Origin of the sequence: Streptomyces sp. NPDC014734 (assembly GCF_043083325.1) — a bacterium.
Lineage (GTDB): Bacteria > Actinomycetota > Actinomycetes > Streptomycetales > Streptomycetaceae > Streptomyces.
On the sequence record NZ_JBIBYN010000001.1, the window covers coordinates 511,488 to 529,537 of the forward strand.

Annotated in this window: 18 protein-coding genes; 9 read left to right on the top strand and 9 right to left on the bottom strand. The window is 71.8% G+C overall.

Going from position 1 to position 18,050, the window contains the following annotated elements; translation table 11 throughout:
* Positions 1-84: 84 nt before the first annotated feature.
* Positions 85-2,253: a trypsin-like peptidase domain-containing protein gene (locus ACF1CT_RS02215; protein WP_391781831.1), complete on the bottom strand. Its 2,169-nt coding sequence runs from the start codon at positions 2,251-2,253 to the stop codon at positions 85-87.
* Positions 2,250-2,933, bottom strand: a complete 684-nt coding sequence (locus ACF1CT_RS02220) for a CU044_2847 family protein (RefSeq protein ID WP_391781832.1) — start codon at positions 2,931-2,933, stop codon at positions 2,250-2,252. Before ACF1CT_RS02220 ends, ACF1CT_RS02215 begins: the two co-directional genes overlap by 4 nt.
* 208 nt (positions 2,934-3,141) lie before the next feature.
* On the opposite strand from ACF1CT_RS02220, the gene ACF1CT_RS02225 reads away from it, so the two are divergent.
* The 3 genes from ACF1CT_RS02225 (at position 3,142) to ACF1CT_RS02235 (ending at position 6,035) form a co-directional block, all read left to right on the top strand.
* A complete protein-coding gene (locus ACF1CT_RS02225) occupies positions 3,142-3,324 on the top strand; it encodes a DUF6104 family protein (RefSeq protein ID WP_003961784.1) in 183 nt (60 codons plus the stop codon).
* Positions 3,325-4,126: 802 nt separating this feature from the next.
* A complete protein-coding gene (locus ACF1CT_RS02230; protein ID WP_391781833.1) occupies positions 4,127-4,990 on the top strand; it encodes a DUF4097 domain-containing protein in 864 nt (287 codons plus the stop codon).
* 1 nt (position 4,991) lies between these two features.
* Complete coding sequence (locus ACF1CT_RS02235) at positions 4,992-6,035, top strand: helix-turn-helix transcriptional regulator (protein ID WP_391781834.1); 1,044 nt, start codon at positions 4,992-4,994, stop codon at positions 6,033-6,035.
* A gap of 133 nt (positions 6,036-6,168) precedes the next feature.
* Here ACF1CT_RS02235 and ACF1CT_RS02240 read toward each other — a convergent pair whose 3' ends face one another.
* The 5 genes from ACF1CT_RS02240 to ACF1CT_RS02260 form a co-directional block, all read right to left on the bottom strand.
* Positions 6,169-6,726 (bottom strand): Clp protease N-terminal domain-containing protein, encoded by a 558-nt coding sequence (locus ACF1CT_RS02240; protein WP_391781835.1) that lies wholly within the window; start codon positions 6,724-6,726, stop codon positions 6,169-6,171.
* The gene (locus tag ACF1CT_RS02245) at positions 6,726-6,935 is read right to left on the bottom strand and encodes a helix-turn-helix domain-containing protein (protein ID WP_391781836.1); all 210 of its coding nucleotides are present in this window, start codon (positions 6,933-6,935) and stop codon (positions 6,726-6,728) included. Before ACF1CT_RS02245 ends, ACF1CT_RS02240 begins: the two co-directional genes overlap by 1 nt.
* Positions 6,936-6,970: 35 nt before the next feature.
* Positions 6,971-8,368 carry a cellulase family glycosylhydrolase gene (locus ACF1CT_RS02250; protein ID WP_391781837.1) on the bottom strand — a complete coding sequence of 466 codons (1,398 nt, stop codon included), beginning with the start codon at positions 8,366-8,368 and terminating at the stop codon, positions 6,971-6,973.
* Between the two features lie 167 nt (positions 8,369-8,535).
* A complete protein-coding gene (locus ACF1CT_RS02255; RefSeq protein WP_391781838.1) occupies positions 8,536-9,501 on the bottom strand; it encodes a zinc-binding dehydrogenase in 966 nt (321 codons plus the stop codon).
* Positions 9,502-10,051: 550 nt separating this feature from the next.
* On the bottom strand, positions 10,052-11,263 hold the full coding sequence (locus ACF1CT_RS02260) for an NADP-dependent malic enzyme (RefSeq protein ID WP_391781839.1): 1,212 nt from the start codon (positions 11,261-11,263) through the stop codon (positions 10,052-10,054).
* A 527-nt stretch (positions 11,264-11,790) separates the two neighbouring features.
* On the opposite strand from ACF1CT_RS02260, the gene ACF1CT_RS02265 reads away from it, so the two are divergent.
* From ACF1CT_RS02265 to ACF1CT_RS02275, 3 genes are read left to right on the top strand one after another with little or no spacing between them, the layout of a single operon-like run.
* Entirely contained in the window at positions 11,791-12,849 is a 1,059-nt protein-coding gene (locus ACF1CT_RS02265) for an ABC transporter substrate-binding protein (protein ID WP_391781840.1), read from the top strand.
* A 58-nt stretch (positions 12,850-12,907) separates the two neighbouring features.
* Complete coding sequence (locus tag ACF1CT_RS02270) at positions 12,908-13,858, top strand: amino acid ABC transporter permease (RefSeq protein ID WP_391781841.1); 951 nt, start codon at positions 12,908-12,910, stop codon at positions 13,856-13,858.
* Positions 13,855-14,616, top strand: a complete 762-nt coding sequence (locus tag ACF1CT_RS02275) for an amino acid ABC transporter ATP-binding protein (RefSeq protein WP_391781842.1) — start codon at positions 13,855-13,857, stop codon at positions 14,614-14,616. The genes ACF1CT_RS02270 and ACF1CT_RS02275 overlap by 4 nt, the downstream gene beginning before the upstream one ends.
* Positions 14,617-14,749: 133 nt before the next feature.
* Here ACF1CT_RS02275 and ACF1CT_RS02280 read toward each other — a convergent pair whose 3' ends face one another.
* A complete protein-coding gene (locus tag ACF1CT_RS02280; protein WP_391781843.1) occupies positions 14,750-15,439 on the bottom strand; it encodes a class I SAM-dependent methyltransferase in 690 nt (229 codons plus the stop codon).
* Positions 15,440-15,597: 158 nt separating this feature from the next.
* Between ACF1CT_RS02280 and ACF1CT_RS02285 the strand changes: the two genes are divergently transcribed.
* A complete protein-coding gene (locus tag ACF1CT_RS02285) occupies positions 15,598-16,227 on the top strand; it encodes a CGNR zinc finger domain-containing protein (protein ID WP_391781844.1) in 630 nt (209 codons plus the stop codon).
* On the opposite strand, the gene sodX is transcribed toward ACF1CT_RS02285, so the two are convergent.
* The gene (gene sodX / locus ACF1CT_RS02290; RefSeq protein WP_391781845.1) at positions 16,131-16,589 is read right to left on the bottom strand and encodes a nickel-type superoxide dismutase maturation protease; all 459 of its coding nucleotides are present in this window, start codon (positions 16,587-16,589) and stop codon (positions 16,131-16,133) included. The genes ACF1CT_RS02285 and sodX overlap by 97 nt on opposite strands.
* 234 nt (positions 16,590-16,823) lie before the next feature.
* Between sodX and sodN the strand changes: the two genes are divergently transcribed.
* Both sodN and ACF1CT_RS02300 read left to right on the top strand, forming a co-directional pair.
* A complete protein-coding gene (sodN, locus tag ACF1CT_RS02295) occupies positions 16,824-17,219 on the top strand; it encodes a superoxide dismutase, Ni (protein WP_327369805.1) in 396 nt (131 codons plus the stop codon).
* A 336-nt stretch (positions 17,220-17,555) separates the two neighbouring features.
* Positions 17,556-18,035 (top strand): VOC family protein, encoded by a 480-nt coding sequence (locus ACF1CT_RS02300; protein WP_391781846.1) that lies wholly within the window; start codon positions 17,556-17,558, stop codon positions 18,033-18,035.
* Positions 18,036-18,050: the final 15 nt, after the last annotated feature.

Consider the following 18,050-nt stretch of genomic DNA (forward strand, 5'->3'; position numbering starts at 1 on the left):
TCGTCACTCGTCCGCCAGGGGCAGCAGTCGAACGTGCATCACGGTAGCGATCCGGCGCACCCCCCGTAAGGGGCCGGACGGCTCTCACGGCGCTTCCAAGTAGTCGCCGTGGCCGGGGATTTGCTGGTGCGGGTCGTCATACATCACGGCAACCCCGGCCGACCAGTACGTCTCCGTACGCCCCGCATGCACCCCCTGCCTCCATTCGTGTATTTTCCCGGGGAGTCGATCGGGGGTCCGGGCCGCGGCGACCTCGTCGGAGGCACGCCGGTGGAAGTCGGCGCAGACCGCGGCCGGCTCGGCCGCCCCGCGCCTCCACAGGGCGAGCCCGAAGCCCGCTTCGAGCACCCGTCCCAGTCCGGCCGCTCGTTCCGGGCCGGGCCGTTCGCCGTACCTGCACAGCACCGGAACTGTCTCGTACGCCAGCCGACGCAGTTCCTCCGCCGCCGGTACGGGTACCCCCATCCCGTCCTCGCAGTCGACGACGGCGGCCTGCATCGAAACGGTCATGGCCCGGTTCCAGCGCGCCTCGCGCTCGTCCCCTCCTTCGTCGGCGCCTTCGTCGGTGCCTTCGTCCGCCGCTCCACCGGCTGCTCCATCAGCCCCTCCACCGGCCACGAACATGCCGCGGTGCAGTGGGCGGACGACCACCGGACGGAGCACCCCGAGCGGTCGCCCGTCGGGGTCCGGCCGCCACGCGTCGACCTCCAGGTCCATCAGGGCCGGAGGGACAACGACCTGAAGCACCGCCGGGGCGTCGGGTTCGTCGCACCGCCGGAACGCCTCGGCGAGCGGGGCGGCGAGCCGGGCCGGAAGGGCGTCCGGTGACGTGCCCCGGCTGTCCTCGGCGACCGGCAGCACCTCCCCGGACTGCCGGGCGACGCCGACCCGCCAGTCGTAGCGGTCCCGTTCCCAGCCGCGCGGTTCCAGCTCCAGCACGACGAACGGCGCGCCGAACGGTCTGGCGGGTTCGGTCGTGGGCGCCGGAACGAGCGGGTGCTCGCGACCGGCCGCGTGCCGGTCGTTGTACCGGATCCCGGCGAGTTCGTGGCGGAACTTGCGGGAGAGCCGGTCCTCGGCGATCCGCTTCACCCACTGCCACAGCGCCTCCTCGGCGTCCGGCGTGGACGGCAGGACGTAGGGGCGTTCGGCGGAGAGCGCGCTCATGCAGTAGCGCAGGACCAGTTCCAGCGCGCTGTCGCCCCCGGGGGCGTCGTACAGGGCGCCGAGTCCGTCGCGCCAGCCGCGCGGGGCCGCGTGGTGCTCTCCCGGGTGGGTGTCCGGCAGCTCGTTCAGCAGGTCGAGGAGGCTGCGGGTGCTGAGCGGGGGCGGAAGGTCGGCGAGCCTGCCGAGCAGGTCGATGCGCTGCTGGGGACTCAGCGCGCGCCCCGCCCCGGCACCCAGCTCGCGCTGGAGGTCGGCCCAGGTCCGCTCGGTGCCCACCGGGCTGGTGTGCCGGTCGGCGTGGTAGCGGTCGTGGGCGTGGAACACCGCGTGATAGGGGTCGTCGGACTCGGTGGCGACCGTTCCGGGCGGTACGGGCAGGGTGCGCAGCCGTTCGAGGCCGATCGAGGTGCCGCCCGTCGTGCCGTCGGAGCGGGACTTGAGTACGCCGACGACCTCGCCGCGGGCCAGGTCCACCACGGGGCCGCCGGACAGACCGGGGTACATCCGGTCGCCGTCGAGCCGCATCTGTTCGTCGTCCTCGGCCCAGTCGCCGAAGGTGCCCATCACCTGGCACCGCCCGCTGAACCGGGTCAGCTGCCCGGATCCGCCCGCGGTCCAGCCCGTGTAGAGGACGGACCCGCCGCCGAACATGCCGGCCGGACGCTCGGTGACGTACACGCACGGGTGCTCGACCGGCCGCAGCAACCGGATCAGCGCGAGGTCGGGTGCGGGCCAGCCGCCCGGGGCGGCGGCCCGTCCGCCGCGGGGGCCGGGGCTGCCGGGCCGGGTCTCGGGCATGGCGGCGACCACGGCACCCTCGACCACCGTCTCGGCGCTGCCCGGGTCGGGCTTGAAGACCACGCTCACCTGCCGCCCCTCCCCCGCCATCGCCACGTGCGCGCACGTGAGGACCCAGCTCGGGGCGACGAAGAAGCCGCTCCCCAGGAATCCCCGGTCGGATCCGTCAGGGGCATACCCGGGCTCCGGCCGGTGGATGCGGACGGTCGCCGCCATCACGAGGCCCGCCAGCGCACGGTGCGCACTCTCCGAGCCGCCCCCTGCGCCCCAGCCCGGCGGCTGGGTCATGAACGGCTCCCGGCACCCCGGCCGTCCCCGTCCCGATGCATCGGTGCGCCGGTGGACGCCCCCGTGCCCGAGCCCCCGGCGGACCCCTCGTCCGGACCGCCCGGAGCCGCGGCGGACGCGTCGTCCCGGCCACCGGGAGACGCGGGCGGCACATCGTCCCGCCCGTTCGGCGGCGCGGGCGGGGGGCCCGGCGGCATGGGCGGGGCGGGGCGCGGAGGGGCCGCATACGTCGACGAGGGCGGGGAGGGCTCCGCGTCCGGGACCGACGGCGTCCGCCCCGCCGTGCCCGCACCGCCCTGCGACGGGATCGCCGGGTCGACGGGCGGCCCTCCGCCGTGCCACGTCAGCGTGACCGTGATACCGCCCTTGGCCTCGCCGTCCGCCAGCAGTCCGACGACCTTGCCGGCCTTGGCGGTGAGCTCGATACCGAACTCGACGCTGACCTCGTCGGGGCGCACCGCGCGCAGCGGCTCGGCGAGCGAGCGCGCCACACTGGTCACGACGCCCCGGAGGCTCTCCACCCGGGCCTGTACCTGGTCGGCGAAGTCCCCGTAACCGATGTCCGTGAACGCCGGCCCCAGGGAGGGCGCCGCCAGTTCCTCTGCACCGGAGATCCGTGCCCAGACCGGCGTGCCGTCCGGCATCTCGATGCGCGTGACGCGAGCTCCGTTGTCGTCCATGAAACCCCCCGATTCCCAACTACCCGCAGGCTAACGGCAGTACGCGACCCGCGCGAGGTACATGAACCATGACGCGGGGGCCCGCGCGGGGGTTCTCGACGGGGGTCACGATCCGCCGCCGGCCCCGGCCGCACCACCGCCGCGGACCGGCCCGGCGGCGCGCTTCCGGCCTCCGCGGGGGCCGTCACCAGGCATTAGGCTGTGCGGCATGTACTTCACCGACCGCGGCATCGAGGAACTGGAGAAGCGGCGAGGCGAGGAAGAAGTCACCTTCGAGTGGCTCGCCGAGCAGCTGCGTACGTTCGTCGACCTCAACCCCGACTTCGAGGTGCCGGTCGAGCGCCTCGCCACCTGGCTGGCCCGCCTCGACGACGAGGACGAGGACGAGTAGCCCGGCCGCCGCACAGCCCGTCGGCCCCCCGGCCCCCCGGCCCACCGGCCCACCGGCCCGCAGCGCATCCGGCGGAAGCCGCCGGACAGTACCGGACGCTGACGGATCGGGCCGGTGTCGAGCCGCCCGACGGACCCGTTCCGCCCCGGTGCCCCCTCCGGGACCCACCTCCCGCCTCCTCGGTGCACGCCGTCGGACCTCGTCCCCGGTGAGTACCGACAGCAACCGCACGGACCGCCCGAGGTCGCACACCCGATGCCCCGCGCGGAAGCACGCAGACGCGGAAGCACATCTCCGGCTGCCGGGCGCCGCCTCGTACGGGACCCCGGCGTCGGGCGCCCCGGGACCGGCCGGGCGCCTCAAATCCCGGACCGGACCGGACCGGCCGGACGCCCCGGCGCCGGGGGCACCGCGTACACAGAGCGCACCGGGTGCGCAGGGACCACCGAGCACACAGGGCGCGCCGGTCCGGGAGCCGCCTTCGGCCCGAGTCTCCGGCCCCGGCCCGTCGCACACACCACGGCCGTCTCGCTCCCGGGCGTCCCCTCCTCCCCCGGTCCGGACTCCCCGGCCCGGACTCATCCCCCGCACGCGGCCTCTCCACCCGCGCGGTCTCTCCGCCCGGCATCATCGTTCCCGCGCGTGCTCCCCCGACTTCCGCCCCGGCTTCCCCCGGCTTCCCCCGACTTCCTCCCCGGCTTCCTCCGGCTTCCTCCCTTGACTTCACAATTCCGCGATATATCGTGTTCACAAGAGACGCGATATGTTGCGTCATTCCGCGTTTCCCCGGGAGGCCAGATTCATGCCTGTGTCGACATGGGCCATCGCCGAGCCCCAGAAGCTCGCCTTCGACGCCCCCGTGACGTCGCTCGACGTACGCATCGTCGGGGGCGCGGTCAACATCGTCGGCACCGACGAGCCGACCGCCCGCCTGGAGGTCTCCGAGATCGAGGGGCCGCCGCTGATCGTGACCCAGGAGGCCGGTGTCCTCACGGTGGCGTACGAGGGCCTGTCGTGGAACGGCCTCCTCGAATGGTTCGACCGCAAGGGCTGGAACCGCAGGGCGGTCGTCTCCCTCGCCGTACCGGCCGGGTCGGCCGTGGCGGTCGGCGTGGTCGGTGCCGGGGCCGTGGTGTCCGGCATCCGCGGGCGCACGGAGGTACGCGGAGCCACCGGTGACACCACGCTCGTCGGGCTCGCCGGACCGGTCCGGGCCGAGACGGTGTCGGGCAGCGTGGAGGCCCAGTCGGTCACCGGTGAGCTGCGCTTCCAGACGGTCGCGGGCGATCTGACGGTCGTCGAGGGCACCGGTCCGTCGGTTCGCGCGGAATCGGTGAGCGGCAACATGGTGCTGGACCTCGGCCCGGTCCCGGCCGGAGAGCTCACGGACATCCGGCTGACCACGGTGTCCGGCGAGGTAGCCGTCCGGCTGCCGCAGCCGACGGACGCGACGGTCGAGGCGAACACCGCGAGCGGCGCCGTGTCCAACGGTTTCGAGGACCTGCGGGTCAGCGGCCAGTGGGGCGCGAAGAAGATCTCCGGCACCCTCGGCGCCGGAACCGGAAAGCTGCGGGCGACAACCGTCTCGGGCTCGATCGCCCTGCTCCGCCGCCCCGCGACCGAGGACGACGCGTACGACGCCGAGCCGACCGGAAAGGTGCTCTGACATGCCCCCCGTATTCGCCCACGGCCGCCTCCGCCTCTATCTGCTGAAACTGCTCGACGAGGCCCCTCGCCACGGATACGAGGTGATCCGCCTCCTGGAGGAGCGCTTCCACGGGCTCTACGCGCCCTCGGCCGGCACGGTCTACCCACGGCTCGCCAAGCTGGAGGCCGAGGGGCTCGTCACCCATGCCACCGAAGGCGGCCGCAAGGTCTATTCGATCACCGACGCGGGTCGCGCCGAGTTGGCCGGACGCACCGGCGAACTCGCCGACCTGGAACAGGAGATCAAGGATTCCGTCTCCGAGCTCGCCGCCGAGATACGGGACGACGTGCGCGGCGCGGCCGGCAAGCTGCGCAGCGAGATGAGGGCCGCGGCGCACGAAACCCGGCAGCCTCCCGCCGGGTCCGCGGGACGCCCGGGGAACCGGAAGTCTCCTCTCGGCGGTTTCCCCGACTTCCCGGACTTCACCGACTTCGCCGACTTCACGGATCTCGGCGACAAGGAGGCGTGGCGCGTGGCGAAGGAGGAGTTGCGCAGGGCCAAGCAGGAATGGAAGGAGCAGGCGCGCCGGGCGAAGGACGAGTCGCGCCGCGCCCGCGAGGAAGCCCAACAGGCCCGCCGTCAGGCCAAGGAGGCGCAGGAGAGGGCGCGCGAGCAGATGCAGAACGCCGCCCGCCAGGTGCAGGAGCACTTCGCACGCGGCGACTGGCCCTCGGGCGTGCGGGAGGGGCTGGCCGAGATCACCGGACAGCTCGGCAACTTCGCCAGGGCGGGCGGGCGGCCCCCGTACGTCAAGCCGGAGCCCGCCGCCGAAGCCGACCCGGAGTGGGGCCGCGACATCGTCGGCACCGGTGACCCGGCCCGGGACCTCGACCGGCTGCTGGACCGCTTCCGCGACGGCGTCCGCGACACCGCACGGGACCACGGCGTCACCGAGGAACAGCTGGCCGAGACCCGTCGCCACCTGTCGACGGCGGCGGCCCGCATCGGGGCACTGCTGCGGAAGGGCGACGGCACGGACGGCGGGAACGACGAGGAGAAGTGAACCGTGGCGGCGGGCCGGGCCCGCCGCCACGCCGGGCGACGGGGCCCGGGGACCGGGCGGCCGAAGTCCGCCGGTCACCGCCCGCCGCCACCCGCCCCCCTCACCCCGCTCTCCCCGTCCCCCGTTCCTGCCCCTACCCGTCTCCTCTCCTGTTCCCGTCCCCGTCCAGCGCGCGGCTCACCGACGCGTACGTCGCACCGTGGGTGGCGAGGACTTCGGCGACCGCTCCGGGGCGGGCGGTGAGCGCCAGCAGGAGGTGCTCGTCACCGATGGAACGTTCCTTGCGCCCCACGGCGATCCGCAAAGATCTCGCCAGGACGTCCTTCGCCTCGCGACTGAACGGGCGACGCCGCGCGCCGCGCCGCCCCGGCCGGTCCAGCGCACCCTCCCCGTGGACCTCCTCGACGCGGGCGACGATCGCGTCGACGTCGATGCCGATTCCGGCGAGCGCGTCGGTGTCCGCGCGGGTCAGACCGCCGCGGCGGCGGGCGGCGGCCAGATCGGCCTCGACCGCCGCCCGGCGGTCGAGGAGCCCCGACGAGGCGGCGACCGCGGCGGCCCGGCCGCCCTCCCGGTCCAGCACGGCGAGCAGCAGGTGCTCCTCCGTGACCGCCGCGGCACCGGTCCGTTCGGCGCGGGCCACAGCGCCGGTCACGACCGACCGGGCATCCGACGTAAATCGTTCGAACATCATCGCCTCCCGTACTTCTTGTGCACGGCCTGTCGGCTGACACCCAGTTCGGCCGCGATCTCCTGCCACGACCAGCCCTGCGCGCGGGCGCGTACGACCTGCACGGATTCGAGGTGCTCCAGCAGCCGGCGCAACGCGGCGACCGCCCGCAACCCCACCCGGGGGTCGTGGTCACCGGCGCGTGCGGCGAGATCCGTCGCTTCACTCATGCCGTCAATGTACGTTGACAGTCGACCAACGTCAATCAAAGTTGACAACGGGAGCGGGTCGCATCGGCTCGGCCGTGCCGCCGGGCCGGGGTCGCCGTGACCGTGACGCGGGCCCCCGCGCGGGCCCGGACCGTGATCGCTCCCCCGCTCCCGCGCACCTCGGCGCTGCCGTGCGCGGAGACGCACCACCGCCCCGCCGCGGTCGGCAGGGAGATCTCCGTGACACCCCTGCGGCCCGCCGTGTAGGTCAGCCGGTAGACGCCGGTGGTGGCGTCGTACGTGTCGGAGTGGACCGTTCCGGCGACGGCGGGCGCGTACGGCGTGACGGTCCGTTCCTTGTTGACCGCGAAGGCGCCGTTCTCGTCCAGCGCGCAGTAGCCTCCGCCGTAGCACCACACGTAGCCCGCCCAGCCCGAGGTGTAGCGGTTCAGCGAGGCCATCGCGTCCCGGTAGAAGCGGCCCATCATCGGCAGCGCGTTGTTGAGCGGGCCCCATTCGCCGACGACGACCGGAAGGCGGTGCCGTGCCGGGTACGCGGTGACGGCGGCCTCGTACGACTCGATCCATCCGGCCGACGGGTCGTAGTCGGCGCCCGCCTCCATCGCGGTGTCGTAGAAGTGCGGGGCGTAGACGGTCCGGTGGTCCGCGATCGTCCCGAGGCCGGTGGGTACGCCTTCGCCGACGGCGGGGGTGGGCTCGACGAACAGCCAGTTGGCGCGGTCCACCGAGCGGATCGCGCGGGCGAGCCGGTTGTACATCGGAGTCAGCTGACGGGCCTCGATGCGGCGGGCCGCGGTCGGCAGGTCCTCGCCCTCGGCGATCTCCCCCATCGGCTCGTTGATCAGGTCGTAGCCGAGGACGGCGGGATGGCGTCCGAAGCGCTCGGCGACGACCTGCCACATCCGCTCCTGGGCGCGTCGCAGATCGGGGTCCTCGTAGAGATGGGTGAAGGCCCGCTGGACGGCCGGCTCGAAGTACTCCGAGAACCAGTCGTCGGGATGCGGCGTGAAGGGAAGCCCGTCGGTCCGGGTCGCCCAGGCGGGAATGCCGCGATGCCCGAACGCCGGACCGAACACGTCCTGGTGGGCGTCGAGAAGCACCTGGATGCCGTACTTCCGCGCCCAGTCCAGGACGCGCTCGATGCGGCGCAGGTACGCGGTGCTGTAGTGGCCGCGACGGGGTTCCAGGTCGTCCCAGAAGATGAGCAGCCGGGCGAAGTCGAAGCCGTTGGCGCGCAGGTCGCGGAAGTGCTTCTCGGTGATGGCGGTCAGCGCCCGGTCGCCCCGGTTCGCCTTGTCCTCGACGTTCCAGCCGCGCAGGGTGAGCGTGCGTCCGGCGTCGTCGGTGAGGCGGGGGATCCCGGACCGGTCCGATGGAACGGGGTGCGCGTCGGCGGCGGGGGCGAGGGCCCCCGCCGCGAGCACGAACGACATGACGGTCGAGGTGAGTACGCCGCCGGTTCGAATCCGCGCCCGCGTCCGCGTCCACGTACGCACTCTCGCTCGCACCCGCACCCGCGCCCACGTCCGCACTCGCGCCCACGTCCGCACTCGCATTCGCATTCGCATGGCGCAGATCAGAGCAGTTCACCCCGCACACCTCAAGAGCAGCTGAGCACAATCTTTCCGAACTGGTCGCCCGATTCCAGCCGTTCGAAGCCCTCGCGGGCCCGGTCCAGCGGCAGAACCTCGTCGATGACGGGACGCACCCCGGTCGTCGCGCAGAACGACAGCAGATCCTTCAGCTCCTCCTTGGAGCCCATGGTCGAGCCGACGACCTTCAGCTCCAGGAAGAAGATCCGGGTCAGCTCGGCGTGCGAGGGCCGGTCGCCGCTTGTCGCCCCGGAGATGACGATCGTGCCGCCGGGACGCAGTGCCTTCACCGAATGGGACCAGGTGGCCGCTCCGACCGTCTCGATGACCGCGTCGACACGCTCCGGCAGCCGCGCGCCGGGCTCGTACGCCGCCACCGCGCCGAGCTCGACGGCACGCTTCCGCCGGGCCTCGTCCCGGCTGGTGGCGTGGACCCGCAGCCCGGCGGCGCGGCCGAGCACGATCGCCGCGGTGGCGACGCCGCCACCCGCGCCCTGGACGAGAACCGAGTCCCCGGGCCGCACTCCGGCATGGGTGAAGAGCATCCGGTACGCGGTGAGCCAGGCGGTCGGCAGGCAGGCGGCCTGCTCGAAGGTGAGCTCCTTCGGCTTGGGCAGCACGTTCCAGCTCGGGACGCTGACCTGCTCGGCGAAGGTGCCCTGGTAGCGCTCGGTGAGAATGGAGCGGGGCTCGTCCGGGCCGACACCGTGGCCGCTCTGCCCGATGACGGAGTGCAGAACTACCTCGTTGCCGTCCTCGTCGATCCCGGCGGCGTCGCAGCCGAGGATCATCGGCAGCCTGTCCTCGGTGAGGCCGACGCCCCGGAGCGACCAGAGATCGTGATGGTTGAGCGACGCGGCCCTCACCCGGACGGTGGTCCAGCCGGGGCGTGCCTCGGGGGCGGGGCGTTCACCCAGTTCGAGGCCGGTGAGGGGGCGGTCGCGATCGATGCGGGATGCGTAGGCGGCGAACATGTCCCGACGATAGGCCGGTGGGTGGGGCGGCGATACCGGTCACCGGTGTGACGCGCGCCGCGCGGGTGCGGCCGTTCGCGGAACGGGGCGCGCGGGCCACAGGGCCCGGAAGGCACAACGGGCAAGGGCGCCGCACGTGGAGGAAGCGCGGCGCGCAACGCTTGCGCATGCGCGGGGCGCAACGCCAGGGAAGTGCGCGGGCGCACAGTGCGAGGAGAGCACCGGGAAGGCGCGGGGCGCACGGCGTGAGGAACGCGCGGGGCGCGACACACTGCGGGAGCGCGGGGCACTGCGCGTGGGAGGGAAGAGGCACCGGGCACTTGCTTGCACGTGGGGGAGGCGCGGGGCGCCGCACGTGGGAAAGGCGCGGGGCGAACGGGGCGGGACGGCGGGCGGGCCCGCCCCAGACGCACCCCGCATCCGGCACCCGCACCCGCGCCCCGCACCCGGGCCTCAGAGCGTGTCGGGTGACCTTCGACCGGAGAGCGGACGCGGCACGGTGCGTGCGTGCCAGGACGTGGCCGCCCGGTCAGAGGTCACCGACGGGCCCTCAGCGCCGGGCCACGCCCTCGGCGCGCGCCGCGGCGGCGACTGCCGCCGTCACCGCGGGCGCCACGCGCTCGTCGAACGGCGACGGAATCACGTAGTCCGCCGCGAGTTCGTCGCCCACGACGTCCGCCAGCGCGTTCGCGGCGGCGATCTTCATGCCCTCGGTGATCCGCGCGGCCCGCACCTGGAGGGCGCCCGCGAAGATGCCGGGGAAGGCCAGCACGTTGTTGATCTGATTCGGGTAGTCCGACCGTCCGGTCGCCACGACGGACGCGTACTTGTGCGCGATGTCGGGGTGGACCTCGGGGTTCGGGTTGGCCATGGCGAAGACGAACGCACCGGGCGCCATCGACGCGACGGCCGCCTCGGGCACCGTACCGCCGGAGACGCCGATGAAGACGTCGGCGCCGGCCAGCGCGGTCTCCAGCGAGCCGGAGACGCCGGCCCGGTTGGTCAGTTCGGCCAGCTCCCGCTTGACGTCCGTCAGGTCCTCGCGGTCCCGGCTGACGATGCCCTTGCGGTCGGCGACGGCGACGTCGCCCAGCCCCGCTTCCAGCAGGAACTTGGCGATGGCGACCCCGGCCGCGCCCGCGCCGGAGATGACCGCGCGCAGGTCGCCGAGGCTGCGGCCGGACAGCTTCGCGGCGTTGCGCAGGGCCGCGAGCGTCACGACGGCGGTGCCGTGCTGGTCGTCGTGGAACACCGGGATGTCGAGGCGTTCCTGGAGCCTGCGCTCGATCTCGAAACAGCGCGGCGCCGAGATGTCCTCCAGGTTCACACCGCCGAACGACGGGGCGAGCCGGACCACAGTCTCGACGATCTCGTCCGCGTCGGTGGTCGCGAGCGCGATCGGCACCGCGTCGACGCCGCCGAACTGCTTGAAGAGGATCGCCTTGCCCTCCATCACGGGGAGGGATGCCTCGGGGCCGATGTCACCGAGACCGAGGACCGCGGTGCCGTCCGTCACGACGGCGACGACCTGCGACTTCCAGGTGTAGTCGTGGACCAGCTCGGGGTTCTCGGCGATGGCGCTGCACACCTTGGCGACGCCGGGCGTGTACGCGAGGGAGAGGTCGTCCTTGTCACGGACGGGGACGGTGGCCCGCACGGCCATCTTCCCCCCGCGGTGCAGGGCGAAGGCCGGATCGAACGGCTCGTCGGTGGTGCTGTCTGTGGTGCTGTCGCTGCGAGGATTCACGATCTCCGCTGCCATGGTGTTGACCCCTTAAGTCTTTCATCGTTTGAGGGTGGCCACTCCTGGTTGAGGAGGGGTGGGCGGGCACCGCGTACGCGCCCTGCGCCCGGCGGTTGGCCCGCCCCGGCAGGGGGGAAATACGTACGCGCGGGGCGCGCCGCACACGCGCCCTGAGCCCCGGATGAGGGGTGTAAAGGTCTTTCTTACCGGACGGACCGTGTTACGGACGAGTTCATGGCCGCACGGTGATGCGACTCATAGTCGAATATCCGGACAAGTAGGCCGAACGGCGAACGACGTATGGCGTCCAGTTGTCGAGACGCGCCGGAGACGCGCCGGCGCACGGAGGGAGCCGTCGTGGATGGTCCGGCCGCGGTGTACCGGCCGCTGCTGTCAGGGGATCGCCCGTTACCCGATTTTGACATGCCCGGAACCGGGTTCGCCCGGTTCCGGCGCGTTTCCTTACCCGCTCGACGCGACGGCATCCGACGTCGTGTGTCGCTCATCGCCCGGCCCCGAACCGCACTCGCCGAAGGAGCCCGATCATGACCGCACACACCACTCGTCGCACGATCACGGCCACCCACCGCACCCGTCGCACGTGCCCGCCCCCTCACCACACTCGTCGCACCATCACGGCCACCGCTCGCACCGTTCGTCGCACGGCCGCCCGCTCCAGGACCGCGGCGATCGGGGCCCTCGTGGTCGCCGGGGCCCTGCTGCTGACCGCCTGCGGCGACCAGACGAAGAACCACCCCCGCCCCGGCGACCCGACGAGACCCGACACCGTCGGCAGCTCCGCGGCCGCCGCGCTCCTGCCACCGGAGATCAGGGCCAGGGGCGTCATCAGGGTCGGCTCGGACATCGCGTATCCGCCGGTCGAGTTCAAGGACGGGTCGGGCGACACCGTCGGCATCGACCCCGACCTCGGGGCCGCGCTCGGCAAGGAGCTCGGCGTGACGTTCCGGTTCGAGAACGGCACGTTCGACACGCTGGTCACGGGGCTGCGCTCCAAGCGCTACGACCTGGCCATGTCGGCGATGACCGACACCAGGAACCGCCAGGAGGGCATCGACTCCGACACGGGGAAGAAGGTCGGCGAGGGCGTCGACTTCGTCGACTACCTCACCGCCGGTGTCTCGATCTACACCAGGAAGGGCGACGACCAGGGGATCAGGACCTGGGCGGACCTCTGCGGCAAGAAGATCGCCGTCCAGCGCGGCACCGTCTCGCACAACCTCGCCAAGACCGAGTCGAAGAAGTGCGCCGGCGGCAGGAGCATCGCCATGGAGACGTTCGACAACGACCTGGAGGCCCGGACCCGGCTGCGCAGCGGCGGGGCGGACGCCGGTTCGTCCGACTTCCCGGTGGCCGCCTGGGCGGTGAAGACCTCGGGCGGCGGCAAGGACTTCCAGCTCGTCGGCGAGCAGGTACAGGCCGCGCCGTACGGCATCGCCGTCGCCAAGGGCAACGACCGGCTCACCAAGGCCGTGCGGGCGGCCCTCGACGCGGTCATCAGGAGTGGCGAGTACGGCCGGATCATCGCCAAGTGGGGGGTGGAGGCCGGAGCGGTGACCGAGGCGAAGCTGAACGGCGGGTCCTGACGACCCGGCACCGAAAGGACTTCTCCGTGTCCCCGCCCGGCACCGAAAGGACTCTTCCGTGACCGACATCCAGAAGACGGGTCCGGCCGATCGGCCGCCCCTTCCCGCCACCGCGACGACCGCGCCGCAGCCGATCAGAGCCGTACCGGTCCGGCACTACGGCCGGTACGTCGCCGCCGTCGCCGCGATCGCGGCGCTCGCCACGATCGTCTACGCCTTCTCCCGGGGCAGGATCAATTGGGGAGCGGTGCCCGACTACTTCTTCGACGACCGCATCCTGACGGGCGTCGGAAAGACCCTGCTGCTGACCGCCCTGTCGATGGTGATCGGCATCGTCGGCGGTGTCCTGCTGGCCGTCATGCGGCTGTCGAAGAACCCGGTGACCTCGTCGGTCTCCTGGTTCTACATCTGGTTCTTCCGCGGCACGCCGGTCCTGGTCCAGCTGTTCGTCTGGTTCAACCTGGGGCTGGTCTTCGAGTACATCAATCTCGGGCCGGTCTACAAGGACTACTGGTCGAGCTTCATGACGCCGCTGCTGACGGCGCTGCTCGGGCTGGGGCTCAACGAGGCCGCCTACATGGCGGAGATCTGCCGGGCGGGTCTGCTCTCGGTCGACGAGGGGCAGACGGAGGCGGCGCACGCGCTGGGCATGAGCCACGGCAGAACCCTGTGGCGGGTGGTGATCCCGCAGGCCATGCGGGTGATCGTGCCGCCGACGGGCAACGAGGTCATCAACATGCTCAAGACGACCTCGCTGGTGGCCGCCGTGCAGTTCTACGAGCTGTTCAAGTACGCCCAGGACATCGGGCAGTCGTCCGGTGCCCCGGTGGAGATGTACTTCCTCGCCGCGGCCTGGTACCTGATCATGACCTCGGTGCTGAGCATCGGCCAGTTCTACCTGGAGCGCTACTACGCACGCGGCTCGTCCCGCAGCCTGCCGCCCACCCCGCTGCAGCGGATCAGGGCCGATCTGCTGTCGCTGGGCCGCCCGAAGGGAGGCATGGCATGACCGCCATGGTGAAGGCCGAGGGCGTCCACAAGTCCTTCGGCACCGCGCACATTCTCAAGGGCATCGATCTGGAGGTCGCCCCGCGCGAGGTCTTCTGCCTGATCGGCCCGTCGGGTTCCGGCAAGTCGACCTTCCTGCGGTGCATCAACCATCTGGAGCAGATCAACGCGGGCCGGCTCTACGTCGACGGCGAGTTGGTGGGCTACCGCCAGAAGGGTGACCGGCTCCACGAGCTCAAGGACAGCGAGGTGGCCCTGAAGCGCCGGGACATCGGGATGGTCTTCCAGCGGTTCAACCTCTTTCCCCACATGACGGCGATCGAGAACGTCATGGAGGCCCCGGTCCAGGTAAGGCGCGAGACGAAGGCCGTGGCACGGACCCGGGCCGAACGGCTGCTGGACCGGGTCGGTCTTGCCGACAAGGCGGGGAGCTATCCCTCCCAGCTCTCCGGCGGCCAGCAGCAGCGGGTGGCCATCGCCCGCGCCCTGGCCATGGAGCCGAAGCTGATGCTCTTCGACGAGCCGACGTCGGCGCTCGACCCGGAACTGGTGGGCGATGTCCTGGACGTCATGCGCGGGCTGGCCCAGGACGGCATGACGATGATCGTCGTCACCCACGAGATGGGCTTCGCCCGTGAGGTGGGCGACGCCCTGGTCTTCATGGACGACGGTGTCGTCGTCGAGGCGGGCCACCCGCGCGACGTGCTGACCGATCCGCAGCACGCCCGGACGCAGTCCTTCCTGTCCAAGGTCCTCTGAGGACGCCGGAGAGGGGTGGCGGCCGACCCGGCCCCCACCCCTCTCCGCGCAAGAATCCCGCCCCGGGCAGAGCCCTGGCACGAATCCCGCTCCCGGGCACGAATCCTGCCCCGCGCGGTCCCGTCGTCCGCCGCTACTTCACGGCGAGCACCAGGGTGTCCGACGGCGACGCCCAGACCGCCCGCGCCTCGGCGAACCCGGCCTCGCGCAGGGTGTCCGCGTGCCACCGAACGGACGGCGTGTCACCGTCGGCGTGCTCACCGTAGATCCGGTACCGCTCGGCGGTGGGCTCCGCGAGGGCCGGGTCCTTGGCCGCCAGCGCCCACCAGTCCGCCCAGTCCAGCGCGCCCGCGGCCTTGGCACGGTCCATGGCGGCGTGCCGGTGCGCACGCTCGGCGGCGTTGATCCTGGGGGTGTCCGTGTCGATCATGTGATCGGCGTTCATGAACACCCCGCCGTCCCTCACCAGCCCGCCGATCCGCCGGTAGAGCGCGGCGAGAGGTTCGGTGTGCAGCCAGTGCAGGGCGGTCGCGGTGAGCACGGCGTCGTACGACTCGTACGGCAGCCGCCCCGCCCAGTCGGGATCCTTGAGGTCCGCGGTGACGAAGGTGACGCGCTCGTCGCCGTCGAAGTGGCCGCGGGCGATGGCGAGCAGCGCCGGGTCGAGGTCGACACCCGTACTGGTCGCCTCCGGGAACCGCTTGAGCAGCCGGTCCGTGATACTTCCCGTACCGCATGCGAGGTCGAGAACGCGCGGCCGGGGCCCCACCAGGGCCTCGACCATGTCCAGCATCACCCGGAACCGCTCCTCGCGGTCGGGCATGTACCACTCCTGCTGCCGATCCCAGCTCTCCTGCCAGGCCGCCCAATTCGTAGGTGCCGTCGACTCCACCACGAGACCTCCATGTAATACCCTGGTTCCGAAAACGACTATTACACCGTTCGCGCACCGACTCTAGACCGACGCCGTAAGGACTACAAGTGGAACTGGCCTATTACTCGGACTATGCGGTGACTCTGGTCAACACCGAGGAGCCGGCCCGCAGCAAGGACTCCCTCACCTCCGTCGAGGCGATCCGCGAACTGTTCGGCGCCAACCAGCAGGCGGCCCGCCGCGCCACCGACACGGACGTGACCCGCTTCCGGTCCGTGCGGGCACGACTGCGCGCGGTCTTCGAAGCGGCGGACGACGGTGACGAGACGCTGGCCGTCGACCTGCTCAACTCCCTGCTGCTGGAGTTCCCGGTCAGCCCGCAGATCTCCGGCCACGACTTCCGCGACAAGGACGGCAAACCGGACTGGCACATGCACCTGGCCGACCACCCGTCCAACGCGACGGCAGGCTACGCGGCGATCGCGGCGATGGGCCTCGCCTTCCACCTCACCTCGTACGGAGTGGACCGGCTCGGCCTCTGCCAGGCGTCGCCGTGCCGCAACGCCTATCTCGACACCTCGACCAACCGGTCCCGCCGCTACTGCTCGGACCGCTGCGCGACCCGCGCCAACGTGGCCGCCTACCGGGCCCGCAAGCGCCTGGAGACGGAACGCGCCGCCGAGACCGGCCGCACCGCGGAGGCGGCCCAGACCAGCACGGCCCGCACCGATCGCTGACCCTTCTTCAGCGGCCGGTACCGTACCCGCGCCCTGGCCAGCACGAAGTCCTCGGGCACCGTCCCGTAGTCCGTGCTGTCGCCCCCCGCGAACGAGTTGTCGGCCAGCACCCACCAGCCGCCCCGGCGACGCTCCGCGGCCCGCTTGACGACCAGCAGGTCCTGCTGGAACGGGTGGCGCAGAATCACCACGTCCCCGGGGCGCACCCGCGCCCCGTAGTGCACGAGCAGCCGGTCCCCGTGATACAGCGTGGGCACCATCGACGGCCCCGTCACCTCCACCACCTGAAAGGGCATCCGCCCCGCCGGCCCCCGCCCGGACCGTTCCCACGTCGGCTCCGGCACCTCCGGCACCTCCCGCATCGTTCCGACACCTCCCCGTCCGTCCTGTCACCGCGTCGTCCACGTCGTCCGCGCCTTCCGCCTGTTCCGCCTGATCCACGTCTTCCGCTTCTCCGACAGCGTTCCGCAGATTCGGCCACTGGACCCATCCTCACCCCGGACTTTTGGCCTAAGCCCATGGGGGCACCCACGAAAAGCGGTCTCTCACGGAGTAATGTCCCACCTGAGAAGACGATCACGAGGAAGGACAGCTCCATGCTTTCCCGCCTGTTTGCCCCCAAGGTGAAGGTCAGCGCGCACTGCGACCTGCCCTGCGGTGTGTACGACCCGGCCCAGGCCCGCATCGAGGCGGAGTCCGTCAAGGCCGTCCAGGAGAAGTACCAGGCCAACGAGGACCCGCACTTCCGGGCCCGCGCGGTGGTCATCAAGGAGCAGCGAGCCGAGCTGGCCAAGCACCACGTCTCGGTGCTGTGGAGCGACTACTTCAAGCCGCCGCACTTCGAGAAGTACCCGGAGCTGCACCAGCTGGTCAACGACGCCCTGAAGGCCCTCTCGGCCGCGAAGGCGTCCACGGACCCGGCGACGGGCCAGAAGGCTCTGGACTACATCGCCGAGATCGACAAGATCTTCTGGGAGACCAAGAAGGCCTGACCTTCTCCTTTCCTGTCCGAAGGGGTGCGACCGCTCTGCGGCCGCACCCCTTCGGTCGTCTGTGAGCGGACGTGGTGCCGAGCGGCGTCGGCCGCGGAGGGGTGCGGCGCGTACGGATCGCCGAACACCCCTGGGCGGCAAGGAAGATGTGACCTGCGGCTCGCCGGGTCGTCCGGCGCGTTGAGCGGTGTCCTGAATGCGTTGCCGGTGATGATGGCCGTACCGACACAGATGCCCGCACCTCTCGCGTGCGACCTTTCCGGTCCGCGAGCGGGATCGGTCGGTATGAGTGGATCTGCGCACCCGACCGGTACGCGCTCATGACAGGAGACAGGGATGACCACCGAGGGCTTCACCACGTGTCTGTGGTTCGACGGACAGGCCGAGGAGGCGGCGGAGTACTACCTCTCGGTCTTCGGGAACTCCCGCCGCGGCAGGACCGTGCGTTACACCGAGGCCGGACCCGGGCCCGCCGGGTCGGTGATGACGGTCGAGTTCGAGATCAACGGCCAGAAGTTCATCGCGGTGAACGGTGGACCCGAGTTCACGTTCAACGAGGCCGTCTCCTTCCAGATCCGGTGTGCGGACCAGGACGAGGTGGACTACTACTGGGGCCGCCTCACGGACGGGGGCGAGGAGGGGGCCTGCGGCTGGCTGACGGACCGGTACGGGGTCTCCTGGCAGGTCACGCCCGAGGCGCTGATCGAGTTCATCGCCGATCAGGACGCCGGACGTGCCGCGCGGACCACCGCGGCGATGATGACCATGAAGAAGCTCGACATCGCCGCGCTGCGGAGGGCGTACGAAGCGGGCTGAGACGCGAGGGCGGCG

Excerpts from the sequence above, each read along its gene's own strand:
- ACF1CT_RS02215 (WP_391781831.1), bottom strand. The coding sequence starts at position 2,253 with ATGACCCAGCCGCCGGGCTGGGGCGCAGGGGGCGGCTCGGAGAGTGCG.
- ACF1CT_RS02220 (WP_391781832.1), bottom strand. The coding sequence starts at position 2,933 with ATGGACGACAACGGAGCTCGCGTCACGCGCATCGAGATGCCGGACGGC.
- ACF1CT_RS02225 (WP_003961784.1), top strand. The coding sequence starts at position 3,142 with ATGTACTTCACCGACCGCGGCATCGAGGAACTGGAGAAGCGGCGAGGC.
- ACF1CT_RS02230 (WP_391781833.1), top strand. The coding sequence starts at position 4,127 with ATGCCTGTGTCGACATGGGCCATCGCCGAGCCCCAGAAGCTCGCCTTC.
- ACF1CT_RS02235 (WP_391781834.1), top strand. The coding sequence starts at position 4,992 with ATGCCCCCCGTATTCGCCCACGGCCGCCTCCGCCTCTATCTGCTGAAA.
- ACF1CT_RS02240 (WP_391781835.1), bottom strand. The coding sequence starts at position 6,726 with ATGTTCGAACGATTTACGTCGGATGCCCGGTCGGTCGTGACCGGCGCT.
- ACF1CT_RS02245 (WP_391781836.1), bottom strand. The coding sequence starts at position 6,935 with ATGAGTGAAGCGACGGATCTCGCCGCACGCGCCGGTGACCACGACCCC.
- ACF1CT_RS02250 (WP_391781837.1), bottom strand. The coding sequence starts at position 8,368 with ATGTCGTTCGTGCTCGCGGCGGGGGCCCTCGCCCCCGCCGCCGACGCG.
- ACF1CT_RS02255 (WP_391781838.1), bottom strand. The coding sequence starts at position 9,501 with ATGTTCGCCGCCTACGCATCCCGCATCGATCGCGACCGCCCCCTCACC.
- ACF1CT_RS02260 (WP_391781839.1), bottom strand. The coding sequence starts at position 11,263 with ATGGCAGCGGAGATCGTGAATCCTCGCAGCGACAGCACCACAGACAGC.
- ACF1CT_RS02265 (WP_391781840.1), top strand. The coding sequence starts at position 11,791 with ATGACCGCACACACCACTCGTCGCACGATCACGGCCACCCACCGCACC.
- ACF1CT_RS02275 (WP_391781842.1), top strand. The coding sequence starts at position 13,855 with ATGACCGCCATGGTGAAGGCCGAGGGCGTCCACAAGTCCTTCGGCACC.
- ACF1CT_RS02280 (WP_391781843.1), bottom strand. The coding sequence starts at position 15,439 with ATGCCCGACCGCGAGGAGCGGTTCCGGGTGATGCTGGACATGGTCGAG.
- sodX (WP_391781845.1), bottom strand. The coding sequence starts at position 16,589 with ATGCGGGAGGTGCCGGAGGTGCCGGAGCCGACGTGGGAACGGTCCGGG.
- sodN (WP_327369805.1), top strand. The coding sequence starts at position 16,824 with ATGCTTTCCCGCCTGTTTGCCCCCAAGGTGAAGGTCAGCGCGCACTGC.
- ACF1CT_RS02300 (WP_391781846.1), top strand. The coding sequence starts at position 17,556 with ATGACCACCGAGGGCTTCACCACGTGTCTGTGGTTCGACGGACAGGCC.